The sequence below is a fragment of the Paraburkholderia sp. SECH2 genome, from assembly GCF_030464795.1.
Taxonomy (GTDB): Bacteria; Pseudomonadota; Gammaproteobacteria; order Burkholderiales; family Burkholderiaceae; genus Paraburkholderia; species Paraburkholderia aspalathi.
Genome location: NZ_JALPRH010000001.1, coordinates 342,342 through 361,620 on the forward strand (window position 1 = coordinate 342,342; position 19,279 = coordinate 361,620).

A 19,279-nucleotide genomic window follows, 5' to 3' on the forward strand; every position below is an offset into this window, starting at 1 on the left:
GGTATGAAGAATAGATTGTGCCTGCCGTTAACTGAATACATGGAGCACTTGCCGCACCCCTGGGACGGCATTGCCGACTATCCGGCGACGCGCGAGCGTCGTTGGATCTATTTCTTTGTTCCAATTTTTTCACGTTGACGAAGCAAGCTATGAATATCGGCAATATGAAGCTCGGCGCCAAACTAATCAGCGCCTTTATCCTCGTATCAGTCATCAGTGCCATCGTCAGTGTGATCGGTGTCCGCAGCATGGGACAGATCAGCGACAACGCGGACACGACCTATCGAATGGATCTCGTGGGGCTTAACCAGATCCAGCAAGCGAACGCCGATGTGCTGAGAGTCGGTACCTATCTACGCAACGCCATTCTGGCTTCCACTGCCGAGCAGCGGACTGCCTCGCTAGGCCAAGCCGAAAAAGCCCTGGCCTCGGCGCGCGAGCACCTCAATCAAGCCGAGCCCCTCGTCTACACCGACAAAGGGAAGGCGACCTTCGCCGATCTCGATCAGGGCTGGCACGACTACATACAGGCCTTCGATGAAATGAAAGGCCGGATTAACGCCGCTGGACTACAGGATCAAGCTGCCCTGACTGCCTATCTGTTGGGCGAATACCATGAGAAGGGGTTCAAGACCCTGGTCCTGATGGGCACGCTGGTTAATGTGAAACAGAGCGACGCCCAAGCGACGGCCGGATCTAACGACAAGGTCTACGAGAACGGCCGCAATCTGATGCTCGTTCTGGTGGTCTTGTCTGTATTGATCGGTTGGGGCATCGGCGTCTGGATGGCCCGCAATCTGACACGGCAACTGGGCACTGAGCCGGCGACAGCCGCCAACCTCGCCAGAAGCGTGGCGGCGGGCGATCTCAGCGTAAGCATCGACCTCCGGCCCGGCGATACGACCAGCCTCATGGCATCGCTGAAAGCAATGCGCGATGCGCTCGCGCAGGTCGTGGCGGAAGTCCGCGAGAACGCCGAAGGCGTGGCGACGGCAAGTGCGCAGATCGCACAAGGGAATCTGGATCTGTCGAGCCGCACAGAGGAGCAGGCAGCATCGCTCGAAGAAACCGCCTCGAGCATCGAAGAACTGACCGCTGCGGTCCGTCACAACACGGATAACGCGAAGCAGGCAGCAACGCTCGCCGGTACGGCCTCCGGCATCGCACAGCAAGGCGGCGACGTCGTCGGGCAGGTGGTCGAAACGATGCGCGATATCTCCGCCAGTTCGACCAAAATGTCCGAGATCATCAGTGTGATCGAGGGTATTGCCTTCCAGACCAACATCCTCGCGCTCAACGCGGCGGTCGAGGCGGCTCGTGCCGGCGAGCAGGGTCGCGGCTTCGCCGTCGTTGCCGGCGAAGTGCGCGCGCTTGCGCAGCGTAGTGCCAGCGCCGCAAAGGAAATCAAGGATTTGATCGCCGATTCGGTCAATCGGGTAGAGGTGGGCTCGAATCTTGTCGAGCAGGCGGGCGGCACGATCAATGAGATCGTCGCGTCGGTGAAGCGTGTCACCGATATCGTGGGCGAAATCTCGTCGGCGTCGCAAGAACAGAGCACCGGCATCGAGCAGGTCAATCAGGCAGTCAACCAGATGGACCAGGTCACCCAGCAGAACGCCGCGCTGGTGGAAGAAGCTTCGGCGGCGGCCCAGTCGATGGCGCAGCAGGCCCAGGGTCTGCGTGCAGCGGTGGCGTTCTTCAAGATCGACGTCAGGCGCGTATCTATGTCACCTGTGAACGCAGCTCGGAAGGAACCGCATCGCAAGCCGCAGGTGGCATCCCCGGCAAAGTTGGCAAAGCCCGCGGCGACGCCACGTTTAACAAGCAGTGCAAGCACCGCGGCCGCAGCCGCGACCAGTGCAAATGAAGCTGCCGACTGGCAGACATTCTGAACGGGGCAACGCGTTCAAGCTGAACGTCTACCTGTAGTCGAACGGACCGAGGTTCGCGATTCTCGCGCGCCGCATGGTCGATAACACCTCGCAGCGCTCGCCTCCATTGAGGCAGTGCATGCGAGCGACGTCGTAGTCGAGAAAGAGTACTCACGGATGGAGACACGGGTCCGTTTCAGGCGGGCTCGATGCAGCAGCACGGGACGCGATTGCAGCCGGTGTGCAACGCGTTCAGGGCCGTCTCGCTGTCTCCACATACCGGCGTTGTGCCGCCGGCTTCGTCACGTTGCTCTTTCGAGGGCCACGCGCGACGTCCGGATGAGGGATAGCGAGATCCGATTATTGGTTTCTACTCGGATCGTACTCAAAAAATATGGAATCACACGCTCCTCTCAATGTATCGACAACGGTCGTGAAGTCGTTGGAAGTCGCGAAAATCGACCACGTCTTCCTCGTGCCGGGGAAGATGATCTACCCACTGCTGGATGCAATCGACAAATCGCCATCGATCCGCGGCATTGTTTGCGCGCATGAGACCAGCAGTGCTTTCATGGCCGATGGTTATGCGCGGGCCAGCCGAAAATTCGGCGTGTGCGTGGGGATTTCCGGACCGGGCACCATGAATTTCGTGCCCGGTATGGCGGCCGCTCACGCAGACCGGATTCCCATGCTCTATATCGCCGGAGGGGTTTCGTCGCGTGCGGAAGGCAAAGGTGCGTTCCAGGATGCTACGCAGAGCGGCATTTTTGAAAGCGGCGTGGTAAGGAGCCTGGTCGAAAATGTTGTTGAACTGAAGAACAAAGACAATCTTCAGGCCGAGATGCGCCGCGCGACAGATGGGTTGAACTGGATGCGTCGAGCGCAGTCTTTCGTGAGCATCCCTGTCGACGTTCAGCGGCAGGAAGTGCTGCCCGGCCACAATGCATCACGGCAACCATACGATCATGACGAGTTCAACGCCTGCGAGGTCCCCGCGAACCGCGCTGCGTTGGAGGCCTTGTGCAACCGGTATCTGCTCAAATCGAAGAGAGTCGCTTTTCTGATCGGCAGTCGCGGCAATGACCCGGAAACCGCGAAGGTCCTGCTCGACGTAGCCGAAAAATTTTGCATTCCGGTTGCGACCACGCTATCGGGAAAGGGCGCGTTTCCTGAGGACCATATCCTTTCGCTCGGCGTGTACGGATTCTCGGGCCACTCGCGGGCCGTCCGCGTCATCAACTCGGACGAGCTTGACGTCCTCGTCGTATTCGGCAGCGACCTGAATCAGCGCGACAGCATGAACTGGACGGAGAAGCTCTCCGCCTGGAAGGAACTGATCATCTTCGACGACAGCTTCGACGCACCCGCGACGGGGCATGTCGCGCGCGGCAGAGTTTTCTCCGGGATTGGCGCCACATTCCGCTTGCTGTCCCAGATGGACACGGACCGCAGCGCCGACTTTCACACGGTGTTGGAAAGAAGAAAAGCATGGGTCGCCGAGGTCAACGAAACTCCTTTGTACGACTATAAGTTCGAGCAACCCGGCGTGCGGGGTTCAGATGGCGATCAAGCGCTCTATACAGGAGACGTCGTCAAGCAACTGTGTCAACTCCTGCCCAAGGATGCAAACGTTGTCGTGGATTCCGGCGCCCACCGGATATTCATGGCTCACTACTGGCTCTCGTCGGGCATTGGCAACTATTTCTCATCCAGCTCCCTCGCGCCGATGGGTTGGGCAGTCGCCGCTGGGATCGGCGTCAAGCTTGCGGCTCCGGAGCGCCCGTGTGTCGTCGTGACCGGAGACGGATGCATGCTTATGCACGGCATGGAGATCCAGACCGCAGCCCGATACGGCGTAAAGGTGCTTTATGTCGTGTTGAACAATGCTGCGCATGGCGCGGTCCATATCGACGCAATCAGCAATGGCTCTATTCCGGCGCAGTTCAGCGAGTTGCCGAGTCATGACTGGGCTGCTTTTGCCGCTTCGCTCGGTGTCGCGTCGCGCAGAGTTGAGCACCTCGATGATCTGGCAGATGCGCTGAGCGATGCGTCACAGCTTAACGGTCCATTCCTGATCGAGGTGATGACCGGCGTTTTTCCGGCACCGAACCGGTACTACGCGGAATGCGCGGCTTGAACAGCAGCTATCAAGGTGCAGCGGTCGTTTGCGCAGTCAGGTCGGCTGTCTAGCGACAGCAGCCGCAGCCACCTTGATGCCTGAAGCCATAAGCCCCTTCTTCCGCCGGCATGGTCTCGCCGCGTTGCGCCAGCAACACCGTCGCACCGCTGGCGATGCGCGGCGACAGCAGGCCGCACTCCGGGCACGGCGTTCGCTCATCACGCCTCGCGACCGGGCGGATGGAATCGAACGTCCCGCATGCGTCGCAGGCATATTCATAGATTGGCATGACGCTCTACCAGTGACCGCCCAGTTCGCCGCGCGTGACAAACTGTCCCTGACCGGTCCGTCCGACCCAGTCGCCGTTGTCAATCAGCAACTCACCCCGTAGCAGCACTTTCTTCACCCGGCCCGTAACTGCGTGGCCTTCGAACAACGTAAAGTCGCAATCGCCGTGCTGCGTGTCCGCGCTGATCGTATGCGACTCGTTCGGATCGAAAAGGACGATGTCGGCGTCGCTGCCGATCGCTAACGTTCCCTTCTTCGGGAACAGGCCGAAGAGCTTGGCAGGCGCAGTCGACATCAATTCGACGAAGCGATTCAGCGAAATGCGGCCGCCGCGTACGCCACCGTCGTAGACCACCGTCATGCGCGTTTCAACGCCAGGCACGCCATTCGGAATCTTCGAAAAATCGTCGCGTCCAAGCGGCTTCTGGTTGACGTTGCCGCGATGCCCCTCCTTCATGCAATACGGACAGTGATCGGTCGAGATCAGTTGCAGATCGTCGGTCTTGAGCGCGGTCCAGAGCGCGTTCTGCGCTTCCTTCGAGCGCAGTGGCGGACTCATCACGTAACGCGCGAGCTCGAAGCTGTCGTCTGCGTATGCAGATTCATCGAAGAACAGATAGTGTGGACAGGTCTCCGCAAACACCGGAATGCCCAGGTCGCGCGCTTCGATCACATGCTTCAGTGCCTCTTTCGCCGAAAGGTGCACGAAGTAAACCGGCGCTTCAGCGAGTTCGGCAAGCTTGATGCCGCGATGCGTCGCTTCGCCCTCCATGATCGCGGGCCGCGTCAGCGCGTGATAACGCGGCGCGGTATGGCCTTGCGCGAGCGCCTCGCGAATCAGCAGGTCGATGACCGTACCGTTCTCGGCATGCAACGCGATCATGCCGCCGTGCTGGCCGACCATTCGCATTGCCTGAAAAATCGCGGCGTCGTCCGACATGACCGTGCCGGGATAGGCCATGAACATCTTGAAGCTCGAGACACCTTCGTGACGAATCGCGTATTGCATGTCGCCGAGCACGCGCTCGTCCACCTGCGTCACGATCACATGAAACCCGTAATCGATGCTCGCGGCCGATGCGGCTTTCGATTGCGCCCTCGAGATCGCATCGAGCGGACTCGTGCCGGCGGTTTGCAACGCGAAGTCGATGATCGTCGTCGTTCCGCCGAAGGCGGCCGAGCGTGTGCCCGACGCAAAGTTGTCGCAGGTCACCGAGGCCCCGAAGGTGTTCTCCATATGCGTGTGGCAATCGACGCCACCAGGAAACACCAGCAGTCCTGCCGCGTCGATCACCCGTGCATCCGGTCCTCCGTCGAGATTCAGTCCGATACTGACGATGCGCTCGCCTTCCACGAGGATGTCGGCGACGTAGTCGTCAACGGCCGTAATGATGCGGCCGCCTTTGATGAGGGTTGGGGTCGAACTCATAAACCACTCCGTTGAGTGTCGGTTGCGATGGCGAGCGCGTCTTCGAGACGCATCAGCTCTGCATGGGAAAGCGGTGGGATCGGCGGGCGCATCGACGGATGCGGAAAATGGCCCAGCAAGTGCAGGCAGGCTTTCAGGCGCGCATTGGCGTACGAGCCCGGCGCGGTTCCGTAGATAGCCTTCGCAAGCGGATAGATGCGCTCGTGAAGCTGCTGCGCGCGGCCGAGATCACCGTGTTCGATAGCGCGATACAGTGCCACGACCAGTTCGGGCACAACAGCCGCAAGGCTGACGAGGCTGCCTTCGGTGCCGATCGCAAAACAGGTGAACAGGTGTTCGTCGCCGGATGCCATCACGGCCACATGCGGCGCGATCGATTTAACGAGCCGGCGGTTTGCTTCGTACGCGGCCGTCTCCCAACTGCCTTCCTTGATGGCTACGACCTCGGGCAAGCCGACGAGCGCGGCAAGCATCTGCGGCGTGTAGGCCATGCCGCCCGTGGCAACGCCGGCCTGGTAAAGCATCATGGGCAGGCGGGCCTCGGCGTTGGCAATGCGGTGATGCGTCAGAACGGTGTCGAGATCGGTCGACAGCGCCCAGGAGAACGGCGGAAACAGTAGCATGGCGTCGGCGCCGGCCTGTCTTGCGTCGTTTGCGTGGGCCTGCGCTTCGTAACTGTCTTCGGCATTCACGCCGGCTACGATGATCGAGCGATCGCCGCAGACGGCATGCGCAATTTCCACGACACGCCGCTTGTCCGCCGCCGAGAGCGTGAAGTTCTCGCCGGCGTGGCCGTTCACCAGCAGCCCGACAATGCCGTCGACGCTCGCCACCGCTTCGATATGCCGCTCGAGCGCCGCTTCGTCCAAGTGTCGACCATCCGCGTCGAGGGGGCACAGCGTAGCGGCATAGACGCCGTTGAATGGGTCGGCATGCGTAGGGATCATTCTGTCTTTTCCCGATGAAGTTGGGCGGGCACATCGTCATGAACGACAAGCCGCGCCGGATCGAACAAGGGCAGCTCGGGTTCTTCGCCGAGCATGGCCTGGGCAAGCAGCTTGCCCATGTAGGGACCGCTGGTGTAACCGGAATGCACGCAACCGATTACCCACGCATCGGGGGAACCGGGGAGCGCACCGATCATCGGCATGGCGTCGGCGGTTTCGGCTTCGAGGCCGAGCCAGATGCGGGCCACGCGCGCTTTGGCTAGCGCGGGGATCACATGCTGCGCGAGCCGGAGATTGCCGATCAGGTTGTCCGGCACGGTCTCCACGCCGCCCCGCTCGCGATCGCCGATGCCTTGCCAGCCACCGCCTATCAGGACACTGCCGTTGGCGAACTGCTTCATCGACAGCAGCCCGTTTGCGATGCTCAGCACCGACTTCATCACGGGCGGCATGCGTTCAGTGACGATCAACTGATTGACGAGCGTCTTGACGGGGATGCGGATGCCGAGCATCGCGAGCAGGGGCTCCAGCCACACGCCGCCCGCCATCACCAGACGCGTCGCGTCGATACGGATAGCGTCGTTCGGGCCGTACACCTGATACATTCCCGCGACGCGCTCGATGCGCGTGACAGGTGTCTGCTCGAAAATGTGTACACCCGCTTCGCGCAATGCCGCATGGAAAGCACGGCCAGTAAGATAGGCGCTCGCGAAGCCATCGGTTGCGCAGTACGCGGCTTGCAGCATTGCGGGATTCAGGCCTGGCTCGACGGCGAGCGCGGCATCCCGGTCGAGCAGATCGATCTGCGCGCCGTACTCGCGCCTCGCCGCCGCGCGTTGCTGCAGCAGCACTTTCTCGGATTCGGTGAAGGCGAGCGAAAGGCCGGGCGCCGACGTCGCAAGCACGCCGTGGCCTAGCCACGTGTCGGTGTTCATCCACATTTTCCACGCGCGAATCGCGTAGGGAACGAGCGCGGCACGCGTCATATGCAGCGTCAGCGTGCCGGCGTTGACGCCCGACGCGCCACGGCACAGCGCATCGCGCTCGATCACCGCCACTCGCATGCCGGCCCGCGCCAGAAATAGTGCGGTCGTGCAGCCCATCACGCCGCCGCCAAGCACGGCGACGTCGAACGCTGTTGTCGTCGGCTGGCTCATAGCGGCGCAGCCTTCGGGATCGGAATGTCGTCGTAGCTGAACTCGCCAGTCAGCGCTTCCACCGTCACGGGCCGCAACGGCGGGCGGGCGGAAAAACAGCCCACGCGTTCGCGCGAGCCGCCGCATGCGCGTGCGGCAAGCAGTTCCGCCGCCACGTCCCCGCATGTGCGGCCCTGGCACGGTCCCATGCCGCAGCGCGTCCAGGCCTTGAGCTGGTTCACGTCGTGCGCGCCGGCGTCGCAGGCGGCATCGATCTCGGCGCGCGTCACGTCTTCGCATCGGCAGACGATGGTTTGCGGCCCAATGCCGTCGGGATGGCCGGCTCGTAGCGCCATCAATTGCGCCATCGAGCGACCGAAGCGCGCCGCCTTGAGATGCGCCCGACGCACGGATGACAGTCGCGACCGGAGCCCGGCAATGTCCGGGCCGCCAAGTTCGATGGCGCAGGCGAGTCCCGCGAGCGTGCCATGATGGCCCGCGGCGGCCGCGCCGGCGATGCCTGCGCCGTCGCCCGCCACGTAGAGCCGCGGGCGCGAGGTGCGGCAGTTCTCGTCGGTGACGGCGATCCATCCGCCCGCCTGCCGCGAGTACCGATGCTCCGCCCGCAGGAGACGCGTGATTTCGGTTGACGGGGTCAGCCCATGACCGACCGCGATGCAGTCCGCGACCACGCTGCGGTGTTCTCCGGAGACGGGCCGCCCCGCTGCATCACACGGCGCCAGAATCGCACGCAGCCGATCGCCGGCGGGCTCGACTTTGACTATCGTGTGCCGCGAATGAATCGGCACGCCTGCGCGGCGAATCTCGCGCCACCAGTGGAAGCCGTCGCGCATCAGATCCGGGCGCGACACCATGGCGGGGAGCGCGCGGGCCCAGTCACCAACGCCCGCGATATCCGCAATTGCTTCGACCTTGCCGCCGCTTTCTATCGTCTTCGCGGCAACGGCCGCAAGCAGCGGCCCGCAGCCTGCGACTAATGTCGAGCGGCCCGGCAGGATGGCTTGCGATTTGAGGAGGATCGTTGCGGCGGCCAGCCCGATGACGCCGGGCGTGGTCCACCCGTCGAAGGGAACGACACGTTCCGTGGTTCCCGCTGCGACGATCAGCGCACGCCCAATGCAATGCACGGGGCCGGCCGGACCCACGGCATCGACGCGATAGTCGGCGGTGACCGCCCAGACCACGTGATCGAAGCAGGTGGTGACCTTACTTCCGGCGAGTTCGCGCCGTAGCGCGTCGCCCGCTTGCTGGTCCGCACTCGATGGAACAGCGGCGCTGACCGGTGCGCGGTAGACCTGCCCACCGGCCGCCGGGTTCTCATCGAACAGCGCGACCTTGAGACCTGCTGCCGACGCAGCCAGCGCCGCGTTCACGCCGGCAGGGCCGCCGCCGAGTACAAGGACATCGAACTCAGATATCAAGGCCGATCTCCGGTACTTTGTCGACGCGCATTCCTTCAATGACCGTTGTCCGGCATGCAAGCGCGCGGCGACCATCGACTACGACCAGACACTCCTGACAAGACCCCATCAAACAGAACATGCCGCGTGGTGCGCCATTGCGCGGACTCGCCCGCAAGGTCTTCGTACCCGAGGCGAACAACGCCGCCGCCACGCTTTCGCCCTGGCGCGCCCGCACCGGCCGGCCGTCGAAGAGAAACCTCACTGTAGCCGCGCCGCCTGCCTTCTCGATGCGCATGGTCTTCTCATCCAGCATGGGGCATGGCTCCCTTGACAACTAATTTCGTCGATGTTTTTATCTTATCGTATACGTTTCGTATACGCAAAATGGCCAAAATAAAGGCGGTCCTGGAGACGCCCGAACCACGCGCCAGAAAGGTCAGCATTCGCCCCCGAACCTATTACGGAGTTGCAGCATGAAATCCTTTACCCTCCTCACCCGCATGCTCGCCGCGGGTGTTGCCGCCTGCGCGTTGCTCGGCTCGTTGGACGTCAGCGCCCGCACGCTCGACGAAATCATCGCGTCGAAGAAGATCGTGTTCGGCATCAACCCGAACCTGCCACCCCTCGGCATTTACGATGCGAAAAACAACATCGACGGCTTCGATGTCAGTATTGCTAAGAAGATTGCCGACTCGCTCGGCGTGAAGCTGGAAATCGTTCCGGTGGGCTCGAACGATCGCGTGCCGTTTCTGATGACCGACAAGATCGACGCGGTGATGGGCGGCATGACGCGCAACGCGGACCGCCTGAAGGTGATCGACTTCACCGACCCGGTCAACACCGAAGTGCTAGGTGTCCTGACGACACAGGCAACGTCCTATTCAGACTGGACCCAGCTGAACGATCCGGCGGTACGCCTCGTTCAGGTACGCGGCACGACGCCTATCCAGCTGATTCATGACAAACTGCCCAAGGCGCAGCTTCTGATTCTCGACAACTATCCGGATGCGGTTCGCGCGATCGCTCAGGGCCGCGCCGACGCATTGATCGACGTGCTCGACTTCATGCTGAGCTACACAAAGAACTATCCGACGAAATGGCGTGTGGTGGATGCGCCGATCGAAGTGGACTACGACTGCATCGGCGTGCAAAAGGGTAATGTGGCACTGACGCAGCGTCTGAACAAGGAAATCGGCGCGTTGCAGAAGAACGGCTTTGTCGCCGCAAGCTGGAAGAAGTGGTTCGGCAGCGCCATGCTGCACGATCCGACCGCCTCACCTACACCTGTTGCAGCCGCGCAGTAAGGGAAACTGGCGACAGCGCTCGTCGCCGTAACGGACGAGCACTTCGCATCCGGCGGGAGCCACTATTCGATGACCCTACATTTCGAACCCATCCTCCAGCAGTGGCCTTATCTGCTTGCCGGCGCATGGCTCAGCCTGCAGATCGCCGTGCTCGCGTTTGGGTTCGGCATGATCATCGGCCTCATCTGTGCTTCGGTGTTGCGCTACGGGCCGGCGCTTCTGCGCAAAGCGGTGATGGCTTATGTGGTGTTCGCGACCAATACGCCGCAACTCGTGCAGATCTTTTTCCTGTTCTTCGCACTGCCTGAGATCGGCGTGACCCTGTCGCCGTTTACAGCGGTGCTGATCGGGGCGACGTTCAATGCGGGCGCGTATCTGTGCGAGATCCAGCGCGCAGGGTTCAATTCGGTCCGGCTGATGGAAATCGAGGCTGCCGAAGTACTCGGCTTCTCCACGCCGCAGATCGTGCGGCATGTGATCTTTCCACACGTACTGAAGGTGATGTTCCCGCCGCTGTCGAATCAGTTCATCGTCATGACGCTCGGCACGTCGATGGCGTCGATCTTCGGCGTCGAGGAACTGACGGGGCGCACGTACAACCTCAGTTCACAAACCTACCTTTCGGTCGAAGCGTTCAGCGTGGCCGCCGTTCTGTATGTCGCCGTCACATTGATCGCTACGTTCGCGCTGGCGATGATCGGGCGTCATGTCTGCCGCGCCAAAATCAAGGTGTTCTGATGTTCGCTTCCTCACACGCCGAAATCGCACAACTGTTTTCTTTCTACAACCTGCTGTTGCTAGTGGAAGGGTTCGCCGCAACCTTCGTGCTATCGGCTGCCGGCTGCTTTACGGGCTTTCTCGCGGGCTTTGTCATAGCGATTGTCCGCGTCACGCATTCCCGCACGATGGCGCCTTTGCGCGCCCTCGCCTTTGTCTATTGCTTCCTGTTTCGCCGCATCCCGTTTCTGGTCACGCTGATGCTCGTGTTCTTCGCGAGCCAAACGTCGAAAGCGAATCTCTCGACGTTCGCCGTCGCGTCGCTGAGCGTCTGCCTGATCGCGTCCGCGTACCTTGGCGAGATCATTCGAAGCGGACTCGAATCGGTCCATAAAAATCAGTGGGAAGCCGCGCAAACGCTGAATTTCTCGTACTTCGAATCGCTGCGCTTCGTCATCGTGCCGCAAGCGTGGCGCGTGATCGTGCCGCCCACGTTCGGGTTCTTCGTCATGTTCATCAAGGACACGGCGCTCGCCTCGCAGATCGGCGTGATGGAACTGACGTCCGCCGGCAAGGTGCTCACCAACAAGGGGTTTTCCTCGTGGCTCGTGTATGGAACGGTGTTGGTGCTTTATTTTGTAATGTCGTACCCGTTGTCGCGCTTGGGTAAGCGCCTGGAGAAGAAACTTGCCGCAACTCGAAATCGTTGATCTGAAGGCGTCGTATGGGCCGCACACGGTCCTCGAACGCATCAACCTGTCGGTCGAGAAAGGTGAAATCGTCAGCCTGATCGGGCCGTCCGGATCGGGCAAGAGCACGTTGCTACGCGTTCTGCTGGGGCTGTTGCCCCCGGAGCACGGCAGCGTCCGGCTTAACGGTGATCTCGTGAACTATGCGGACAAGGCGGCCGTGCGGTCGTTGCGCTCGGAAATCGCGATCGTTTTCCAGCAATACAACCTGTTCCAGAACATGACTGTGCTGGACAACGTGATGATCACGCCTACCCGGATCAAGGGGTGGCCGCGCAAGCAGGTGGAAGACGATGCCATCCGGTTGCTCACGCGCGTGGGCCTCGAACACAGGCTGAAAGCGTATCCGGACGAGTTGTCGGGCGGTCAGCAGCAACGTGTGGCGATCGCTCGCGCGCTGGCGTTAAAGCCAAACGTGCTCTTTCTTGATGAAGTCACCGCCGCGCTCGACCCCGAACTCGTCACCGAGGTGCTCGATACGATTCGCGCTCTGGCGCTGGAGGGCATCACCATGTTCATCGTGTCGCACGAGATGAGCTTCGTGCGCGAGGTGTCGTCGAAAGTCGTGTTCATGGCCGGTGGCCATGTGATCGAAACAGGCTCGCCGCAGCAGATTTTCGATGCCCCGCAGGAAGCGCGCACGCGTGAATTCGTCGGCAAGATCCTGCGCCACTGATGGAGTCGCTGGGGCCGCTAGCCGCTAGTCGCTAGCGGGTCAATCCGGCTCAGGGACCGCTGCCTCCACTCAGACGGTTAAGCACGAAACTGCGCAGATTCTGTAAGTGCGTGCGAACGGCAGCGCGTGCAGCTTCCGCGTCGTCGGCAGCATACGCTTCGAGGATCGCAAGGTGTTCGGCGCGATCCTCCTCGATTCGATTGAAAGGTGTCGTGAGTTCAAACAACCGGCTGTTCGTGCGCACCACTTCGATCGTCCGCGCGAGCACGTCGTTGCCGCTCGCATGCGCCATCATCGTATGAACCTGGTCGTCGATCTGCCAGTGTTCCTGCTCCTGCTGACCACTGCGCAGAGCCTTGATTTTCTTTACTAGTTGCTGGATCTGCTTCTTGTCGATCTTGCCGATGGCAAGGCCGACGGCCTCCGCTTCGAGAAGCTCGCGCACCTTCATCGCCTGCAAATATTCCTGCGCGCTGACGAAGCGCACCGAATAAGAGCGGGCCCCGGCGCGCGTCAACAGCCCCTCGCCCTCAAGCCGCAGCAACGCTTCGCGCATGGGCGTGCGGGAAATGTTGAGTTCCTCGGCCAGCCGCCCTTCAACGACGGCGCCGCCGCTGCGTAATGCCTTGTCGAGGATCATTCGCCGCAAAGTCTGATAGGCCAGTTCCCCCAGTTTTTCCGGGGTTGTCAGGGAAGATGCTGTCACGTCGTCTCGCTCAATTCGGATGCACGGTATACGTATTGTATGCGATCGAATGTCCACATTGATACGCCGTCGAACGACTGAGACTGGCCGTCATGCCAGCCGCGATACTACAAATCGCGTCAGTAACACTCAACGATCTTCCGAACCCCTGCGGGGGAAAATTCCAGCTGTTGCAGTCTCCCCGTCGCCGCATCCACATCGCCCCGTTCAAGCAGCGTGGCGACCGACAGCAATTCGCCGAGTACGCCACCGCCGTTAAGGATCGCCAGCCGGATGGAATCGGAAACGGGTAGCTCGTCGACGAAGCTGCGTAGTTCCATGTGGTACGCGACATGCAGAAGCGACAGCATGCCCGTCAGATAGCCTGCAGACGCCAGCGAGCGCGAGCCGTCCGGCATCGCGTCGATCGCTTCTTCCATGAAATGTGCGCGTCGCTGTGCAAGCAGTACAAGCGGATCATCCTCGATGGGAAGTCCGTCGCGGCCGACGTAAAGCAGAAGTCCGCACCAATGCAAAAGTCTGCGGCTTCCGGCGATCGAGAGCGCCTGTTTGAGCGACGAAATGCGCTCGGATTTGCCGTTAGGCTGCTCGCTGCTGTTTGCAAGCCGTAAGAGTTGGGCAACCAGCATTGGCGTTTCTTTTAGCGCTCGCGCAATACTGCCCAACGGCGCATCGCTTCCGACCAGGTCGAACACGTGAAGAATCGCCTTGACTGGCGGCATCGCGCGCTTGCCTGACAAAATTTGCGGTTTGGCGAAATAGTAGCCCTGCAGCAGATCGCAACCCAGTTGCCGGGCGTGCTCCGCGTCCTCCGCAGTTTCGATTTTCTCGGCGAGTACGACCTTTCCCGCCCGTTTGAACTGGCTGACCAGTTCCGGTAACTCCTCACGTTCAACAAACGGCCAGTCGATCTTGACGATGTCGACGGAAGGAAGAAACCATCGGACCTCGTCAGTCATGCTCCTGACGTCGTCCAGTGCTATCTGGAAGCCCGCGCCTCGCAACTCGCTGCACCGTCGCGAGAGATCCGCTGTCAGCTCGACAGACTCCAGAATCTCCAGAACGAAACGTGACGCCGGCAGCACATACGGGTAGTCCGAAAACAAAAAATCACGTGGGCAGTTCAGGAAGCACGCTTTGCTCCCCGCAAGCCGTTCGAGACCGATCGAGCCCACTGCGCGTTCAATCACCGCCGTGGTGCAGCGCAGTTCGTCGCCGATCCGCGCTCCTCCGGTGGGACCGTCTCTGAAAAGAAGCTCGTATGCGACAACGCGACCAGCCCGATCCATGACTGGTTGACGTGCCACAAACACGTCCGCATCGCTCGGCGCGACGGCCTCAATTGAAACGCTGTTCACGACTACCCCTGGCTTAAAGGCTTAACAATATGCAAAATGGTTATGCATCGCCTTTCGTCACACGCCTTCGACGAGAACGGCGCGATAGCGCGCACCCTTGAACCGGTGCTGCGCGACCTCCTGATATGCCGGGCTGTCGTACCACGCGCGCGCGGCCGCCGTCGTCGGAAACTCCACGATCACGACGCCCTCTGGCGCGTCGCCCTCGAGGACCTGCTGAGGTCCGTAAGCAGCGAGAATTTTGACGGGATGACCTTTAAAGGTCGCGCCAACCGTGCTTTGGTAGATGTCGAGCTCCCCCTGATCCTGCGTGCTTTCCTTTGTGAAAACAATGTAAGTCGCCATGGTGTGCGTTCCCGCGGTGGTGTGAAGGTGCACACGATAATGCCATGAAACCGCGTTGGACCTCATCACCTGTACGGCGCCAGGACGCCTGACTCAAACCTCATACAGGCGGGCGGGGCTGCCTGCGCACGCCCCGCAGACTGATGCGATAAAAATTGTCAGCGCGTCTGCCCATCGATCTGCTGCCGTAGACGCTTTTCCTGCTCCTGAAGCTCAGGAGTAAAGGCCTCACCAAAATCCGCAGGCTCAAAGAAAGGCCGAATCTCGATCTCCGAATCACTCACCATCGGATTCGGGCAGCGCTTGACCCATTCAATCGCTTCGTCCATCGATTGAACTTGCCAGAGCCAGTATCCGGCGATCAATTCCTTGGTCTCTGCAAACGGGCCGTCAACGACGGTTCGATCCTTCCCTGAAAACCTCACACGTACGCCTGCCGAACTCGGCTTCAGCCCGTCGCCGCCTTGCATGATCCCAGCCTTCACCAGTTCCTCGTTATATTTGCCCATCGCCGCGATGAGCTCCATGCTTGGCATCTGCCCGGCTTCGGATTCGGGCGTTGCCTTAACCATGACCATTACACGCATTTGGGTTTCTCCTTTGAAGACGATAGTGTTCGGAGGCAAAAGCGCCTCCTGTGAATACGACGAATGATCGCGGGAGAAATCGACAAGCGCAAGACACGGCTTTGCGGTTTTTTCAGAGCGCGGCGAGGCGCTAATTGGACGCGACGAAAACGATTCGAGTCGCCGCGCCCGCATTGCGAAGTTCAACCGACCACGAGGGTCGATTTCAGAACGACAGCGTTCGCCAGATTGTAGACGTTGGGGGAAGTTGCCATTACCGCATCATGGACTTCAGCGAATTGCTGGCTGGTCCCGCTGCCCTTGATACGAACGGTGTAACGCAGGCTCTCATAGCCGTTTGCCACTTTCGGGTCGATCCCAAGAAAACCCCTGAGGTCGATTTCACCCTCGGTCTCAATCTGCAGGGACTCGAGCGTAATCCCGCGGACGGCGCATTGCGCCACGTAACCCACCGCTATACAAGCATTTAGCGCGGCGATCAGATGCTCCTGAGGATTGGCAAACTGATTCGAGCCACCGAGTTCGCAGGGTTCATCGATATCGATCGTGAACCGGCGCGACACATTCTGGCCGCCGATCGAGAACCCCTCTACCTCGGCGCGAGTTCGAGTCTGGCCCTGCCAGCTCGTCGCTACGCGCCAGTTGGTGGTGGCTTTCGAAGCATCGCCCTTGACGCCCTCAATCAGGGCGAAAAGGTCGTCGACGTTAAGACCGTTAACAATGTTGGGTTCGTTGACCTGTGCGTTCGCATTCATGTTCCATCTCCTTCAACATACGTGGATTGTCCAGCTTCGGTAAATCTCATTGCAGTGTGGCGAGCGCAGCATGGATGCGCTTGCGCTGGTCTTCGGAAATGAGGCTATAAAGCACTTCGCCGAAATGGGGATGACGCACACCCGAGTGGATGTATTGCCACCGGTAAGCCTCGAGGAAATTCGCTTCGATCGACTGGGCTTCCGTCTCGTCGACTGCGCGGCCGCAGTTCGCCTTGAAATAACGCGCGTCGGATGCTGCCTGTGCCTGCAGAATGCCGTCGATTGCGGCGACCAATTCGATGAATTCGTCAACAGCCTTGTTGCGATCACTATCCGTCATGGTGGCGTCGTGACGGACCCATTCGAGCTCGTCCAGGATGGCGTGCTGGCTCTCTTCCTTCCAGTGGTAGAGGAACACGCTCTTGAATAGCTCCGATAGCTGATCGTCTGGCGCGATACTCTGGCGGTAGTGGAGTTGGCTGAACAGTTCGATATGCAGCGTCAGCGCCAATACGGCCCACGTGCTTTTCCCGAGAACTGCAGAGGCAACGACATTCGGGTCGACGTCGAAGCGATAGCCCGCGGGAAGGGTCTCACTGATCATCTCGTCGATGCGACGAAATAACGCCTGATGCTTGAGCTCTTCTTCGCTGAATCGGACCAGCGCCTCAAGCGCAATCTGGTCGCCGAGCCAATGATCACGGCTGACTTCCAGCACCTTGGCGTTGATGAAGCGCTCTACCAGCCCGAACACGTTGGCATACGTGCGTCCTTGAATCTGGCTGACGAAACGCTTTTCGTGCTCGGAGAGCGTGAAGAAATTCGGAGCCAGTGAGAGCCCATCGGGAAGATATTTCTGCGACGTGTCAAAGGTGCGGCCTCCAATCACGTCACGTTCGATATCCCAACTGACCATCTTTGAAGCGCGAATGCAACGGGCGTAACGATCGCGGTTGGAGAGTCGCGATACTGCGTTCATAGCATTTCTCCCAATATGAACCGACATGCGGTCGAGCTGTGAATGCTCATCTACCGGTCAGAACCAGATGGTTGATCTGGCATCCGGTACGCTCGAATGTACGATTGGGAGACGCGAGGTTCTATGGCCGGGCCACCGGGAGATATGGCCGAAACGCCGGGTCAGCTTTGACGCGTGCGAGTGAATGTTGCTTCGGGTATGGCAGTCGACGTCACTGATCTAGTGGTGGCGTGATGCCAGTGGCAGCGGGCGCGGCCTGCGCAGATTCGGCAGCGCCGTTCATCTTTCCTTTGCTCTTGCGCCAGCCTGCCGGCGGCATTCCAAATTCCCGCCTGAAGGCCCGACTGAATGCCGCCTCAGACTCATAACCAATCTGCTCCGCTACAGCGGCGAGGGACTTTCTGCCGACGAGAAGTTCCTGTGCCGCGATCTGCATCCGCCATCGCGCCAGGTACTGCATGGGCGGTTGTCCAAGGAGATCGGTGAAGCGTTGCGCCAACGCGGAGCGCGATAGCCCTACCTTGCGCGCAAGCTCGTCGACAGTCCAGGGGTGGACTGCTTGAGCGTGGAGCAACGAAAGCGCACGTCCCACGTAACGATCGCGCACGCCGGCCAGCCACCCGGTCTCATGGGCAGGAAGCGCTTCAATACAGCTACGCACCGCCTCGACAAACAGTAGTTCGGACAGTCTGGCGAGGACAATCGTACCGCCCGCCCGCGAACTCGCAGCTTCGCTGGCTGCAAACTTGAGAGAGGACTCAAGCCATGCTGCTCGCGGATCATGCCGCATATCAACCTTGAAGAGTCGCGGCAGCGATGAAAGCAGTGGATTGCTCAGGGTATCGTCGCAGGCCAGAAAACCGCAGACGATGCGAGTCGTAGGTCCTCCGCCTCCGTAAGACACCGTCATCACCTCACCTGGTTCTACCGCCATCTGGCCGGCCAATAGCACTTCGGTTGGCGTGGGCGCAAGATCCACAGCACTACCTATCAAATGCGTTTCGCCTTGCGGCACCACCAGCAGTTCGCCGGCATTGAGATGAATAGCGGAAGCGGGGTCGTCTGCCAGTTGAGCCCAGCAGTTGCCTTCTATGATCAGATGATATGAGACGACACGCTCGGATTGCGGCAGATAGGCCGCGCAGAGCGCAGCATCCGTGCGGCCTATCACGCACCACGGTGCCGTGAAGGTCCCAGTCAGATACACCGCGCCGCTTAGGCGCACAGCGCGCAGGACGTCAGAAACTGCATCCATGAAGAGCTCGCGTGATATGCGATTTCCCGGGTAAGAAACCGGGGAGGCCGGTCATTCTTCAAATTGACCGAGGGGTTCATGTTATACCCGCCGCCGCGGAAGATGACAAATGGCTTACCGATTTTCGGTGCGCTCGATGCATCGCTGCGTAACTTAAACGCGTGCAACAAACTCGCCTTTTCGCAGGAGGGACGGACAATCCATCTGGACGTTCTGCAATGGTCAGGAGAACCATCGGCAAGACTTGGACGATGGAGCAAAAAACATCGACGCACGGGCAGGACGGCAACAGGTTGCGAGCGGCAAAGTTGATCGCAGGACGGGACGTGACAGATCAGTGTCATCCGTACTTCGCAGCCAAACCTTCCACGGATTCCGGAAGCCTGGCACGCCACGAAACTTGCGCAGATCGGTTCACGCACAGTGACTTACCGGTTCGGGCAAACGAAACCGCGTGAGACGCCGATGAAACGCCTGATAAACCGCGCGATGTACCACCCGCTCATCGCGTTAGCCATGTTCTATTTAATCGACCTGATGTTCAACGTCGACTACAGCGTCTCTGGCGCGCTGCTCGTTCTGGCAGCGAAATCTATGTCTCGTGTTGTGAGCCTGTTCAATAAGGGGTAGTGGT

At 60.4% G+C, this 19,279-nt stretch carries 21 protein-coding genes; 8 read left to right on the top strand and 13 right to left on the bottom strand.

Annotated elements, in window-relative coordinates; translation table 11 throughout:
- The first annotated feature begins 3 nt into the window (after positions 1 to 3).
- The 3 genes from M0D66_RS01535 to M0D66_RS01545 all read left to right on the top strand — a co-directional run bounded on the left by M0D66_RS01535 (position 4) and on the right by M0D66_RS01545 (position 4,008).
- The gene (locus M0D66_RS01535; protein WP_266208858.1) at positions 4 to 138 is read left to right on the top strand and encodes a hypothetical protein; all 135 of its coding nucleotides are present in this window, start codon (positions 4 to 6) and stop codon (positions 136 to 138) included.
- Positions 139 to 149: 11 nt separating this feature from the next.
- Entirely contained in the window at positions 150 to 1,892 is a 1,743-nt protein-coding gene (locus M0D66_RS01540) for a methyl-accepting chemotaxis protein (protein WP_211708694.1), read from the top strand.
- A gap of 373 nt (positions 1,893 to 2,265) precedes the next feature.
- Positions 2,266 to 4,008: a thiamine pyrophosphate-binding protein gene (locus M0D66_RS01545; protein ID WP_211708695.1), complete on the top strand. Its 1,743-nt coding sequence runs from the start codon at positions 2,266 to 2,268 to the stop codon at positions 4,006 to 4,008.
- Positions 4,009 to 4,057: 49 nt separating this feature from the next.
- Here M0D66_RS01545 and M0D66_RS01550 read toward each other — a convergent pair whose 3' ends face one another.
- The 6 genes from M0D66_RS01550 to M0D66_RS01575 are packed head-to-tail and all read right to left on the bottom strand — an operon-like array spanning position 4,058 to position 9,527.
- The gene (locus tag M0D66_RS01550; RefSeq protein WP_211700193.1) at positions 4,058 to 4,279 is read right to left on the bottom strand and encodes an FmdB family zinc ribbon protein; all 222 of its coding nucleotides are present in this window, start codon (positions 4,277 to 4,279) and stop codon (positions 4,058 to 4,060) included.
- Positions 4,280 to 4,285: 6 nt separating this feature from the next.
- Positions 4,286 to 5,707 (bottom strand): dihydropyrimidinase, encoded by a 1,422-nt coding sequence (gene hydA / locus M0D66_RS01555; RefSeq protein ID WP_054033454.1) that lies wholly within the window; start codon positions 5,705 to 5,707, stop codon positions 4,286 to 4,288.
- Positions 5,704 to 6,654: a dihydrodipicolinate synthase family protein gene (locus tag M0D66_RS01560; RefSeq protein WP_256456960.1), complete on the bottom strand. Its 951-nt coding sequence runs from the start codon at positions 6,652 to 6,654 to the stop codon at positions 5,704 to 5,706. The genes hydA and M0D66_RS01560 overlap by 4 nt, the downstream gene beginning before the upstream one ends.
- On the bottom strand, positions 6,651 to 7,811 hold the full coding sequence (locus tag M0D66_RS01565; RefSeq protein ID WP_093641737.1) for an FAD-binding oxidoreductase: 1,161 nt from the start codon (positions 7,809 to 7,811) through the stop codon (positions 6,651 to 6,653). The genes M0D66_RS01560 and M0D66_RS01565 overlap by 4 nt, the downstream gene beginning before the upstream one ends.
- A complete protein-coding gene (locus tag M0D66_RS01570; protein ID WP_244869942.1) occupies positions 7,808 to 9,232 on the bottom strand; it encodes an NAD(P)/FAD-dependent oxidoreductase in 1,425 nt (474 codons plus the stop codon). Before M0D66_RS01570 ends, M0D66_RS01565 begins: the two co-directional genes overlap by 4 nt.
- A complete protein-coding gene (locus M0D66_RS01575; protein ID WP_234487551.1) occupies positions 9,222 to 9,527 on the bottom strand; it encodes a (2Fe-2S)-binding protein in 306 nt (101 codons plus the stop codon). Before M0D66_RS01575 ends, M0D66_RS01570 begins: the two co-directional genes overlap by 11 nt.
- A 160-nt stretch (positions 9,528 to 9,687) precedes the next feature.
- On the opposite strand from M0D66_RS01575, the gene M0D66_RS01580 reads away from it, so the two are divergent.
- The 4 genes from M0D66_RS01580 to M0D66_RS01595 all read left to right on the top strand — a co-directional run bounded on the left by M0D66_RS01580 (position 9,688) and on the right by M0D66_RS01595 (position 12,660).
- The gene (locus tag M0D66_RS01580; RefSeq protein ID WP_266208859.1) at positions 9,688 to 10,518 is read left to right on the top strand and encodes a transporter substrate-binding domain-containing protein; all 831 of its coding nucleotides are present in this window, start codon (positions 9,688 to 9,690) and stop codon (positions 10,516 to 10,518) included.
- A 69-nt stretch (positions 10,519 to 10,587) separates the two neighbouring features.
- Positions 10,588 to 11,256 carry an amino acid ABC transporter permease gene (locus tag M0D66_RS01585; RefSeq protein WP_211708698.1) on the top strand — a complete coding sequence of 223 codons (669 nt, stop codon included), beginning with the start codon at positions 10,588 to 10,590 and terminating at the stop codon, positions 11,254 to 11,256.
- The gene (locus M0D66_RS01590; RefSeq protein ID WP_054033465.1) at positions 11,256 to 11,945 is read left to right on the top strand and encodes an amino acid ABC transporter permease; all 690 of its coding nucleotides are present in this window, start codon (positions 11,256 to 11,258) and stop codon (positions 11,943 to 11,945) included. Before M0D66_RS01585 ends, M0D66_RS01590 begins: the two co-directional genes overlap by 1 nt.
- Positions 11,923 to 12,660 carry an amino acid ABC transporter ATP-binding protein gene (locus tag M0D66_RS01595; RefSeq protein ID WP_211708699.1) on the top strand — a complete coding sequence of 246 codons (738 nt, stop codon included), beginning with the start codon at positions 11,923 to 11,925 and terminating at the stop codon, positions 12,658 to 12,660. Before M0D66_RS01590 ends, M0D66_RS01595 begins: the two co-directional genes overlap by 23 nt.
- A gap of 49 nt (positions 12,661 to 12,709) precedes the next feature.
- Here the strand turns inward: M0D66_RS01595 and M0D66_RS01600 are convergent, their stop codons facing one another.
- The 7 genes from M0D66_RS01600 to M0D66_RS01630 all read right to left on the bottom strand — a co-directional run bounded on the left by M0D66_RS01600 (position 12,710) and on the right by M0D66_RS01630 (position 18,645).
- Entirely contained in the window at positions 12,710 to 13,300 is a 591-nt protein-coding gene (locus M0D66_RS01600; RefSeq protein WP_211708706.1) for a GntR family transcriptional regulator, read from the bottom strand.
- A gap of 185 nt (positions 13,301 to 13,485) precedes the next feature.
- On the bottom strand, positions 13,486 to 14,724 hold the full coding sequence (locus M0D66_RS01605) for an EAL and HDOD domain-containing protein (RefSeq protein WP_211708700.1): 1,239 nt from the start codon (positions 14,722 to 14,724) through the stop codon (positions 13,486 to 13,488).
- Between the two features lie 57 nt (positions 14,725 to 14,781).
- Positions 14,782 to 15,069 (bottom strand): DUF1330 domain-containing protein, encoded by a 288-nt coding sequence (locus tag M0D66_RS01610; protein WP_093641713.1) that lies wholly within the window; start codon positions 15,067 to 15,069, stop codon positions 14,782 to 14,784.
- Between the two features lie 158 nt (positions 15,070 to 15,227).
- Positions 15,228 to 15,656 carry a YciI family protein gene (locus M0D66_RS01615; protein WP_093641710.1) on the bottom strand — a complete coding sequence of 143 codons (429 nt, stop codon included), beginning with the start codon at positions 15,654 to 15,656 and terminating at the stop codon, positions 15,228 to 15,230.
- Positions 15,657 to 15,838: 182 nt separating this feature from the next.
- Positions 15,839 to 16,411, bottom strand: a complete 573-nt coding sequence (locus M0D66_RS01620) for an OsmC family protein (RefSeq protein WP_211700187.1) — start codon at positions 16,409 to 16,411, stop codon at positions 15,839 to 15,841.
- Positions 16,412 to 16,457: 46 nt separating this feature from the next.
- Positions 16,458 to 17,390 carry a hypothetical protein gene (locus M0D66_RS01625; protein ID WP_211708701.1) on the bottom strand — a complete coding sequence of 311 codons (933 nt, stop codon included), beginning with the start codon at positions 17,388 to 17,390 and terminating at the stop codon, positions 16,458 to 16,460.
- Between the two features lie 211 nt (positions 17,391 to 17,601).
- Positions 17,602 to 18,645 carry an AraC family transcriptional regulator gene (locus tag M0D66_RS01630; protein WP_211708702.1) on the bottom strand — a complete coding sequence of 348 codons (1,044 nt, stop codon included), beginning with the start codon at positions 18,643 to 18,645 and terminating at the stop codon, positions 17,602 to 17,604.
- Positions 18,646 to 19,110: 465 nt separating this feature from the next.
- Between M0D66_RS01630 and M0D66_RS01635 the strand changes: the two genes are divergently transcribed.
- Positions 19,111 to 19,275 carry a hypothetical protein gene (locus M0D66_RS01635; RefSeq protein WP_200619709.1) on the top strand — a complete coding sequence of 55 codons (165 nt, stop codon included), beginning with the start codon at positions 19,111 to 19,113 and terminating at the stop codon, positions 19,273 to 19,275.
- Positions 19,276 to 19,279 lie beyond the last annotated feature (4 nt).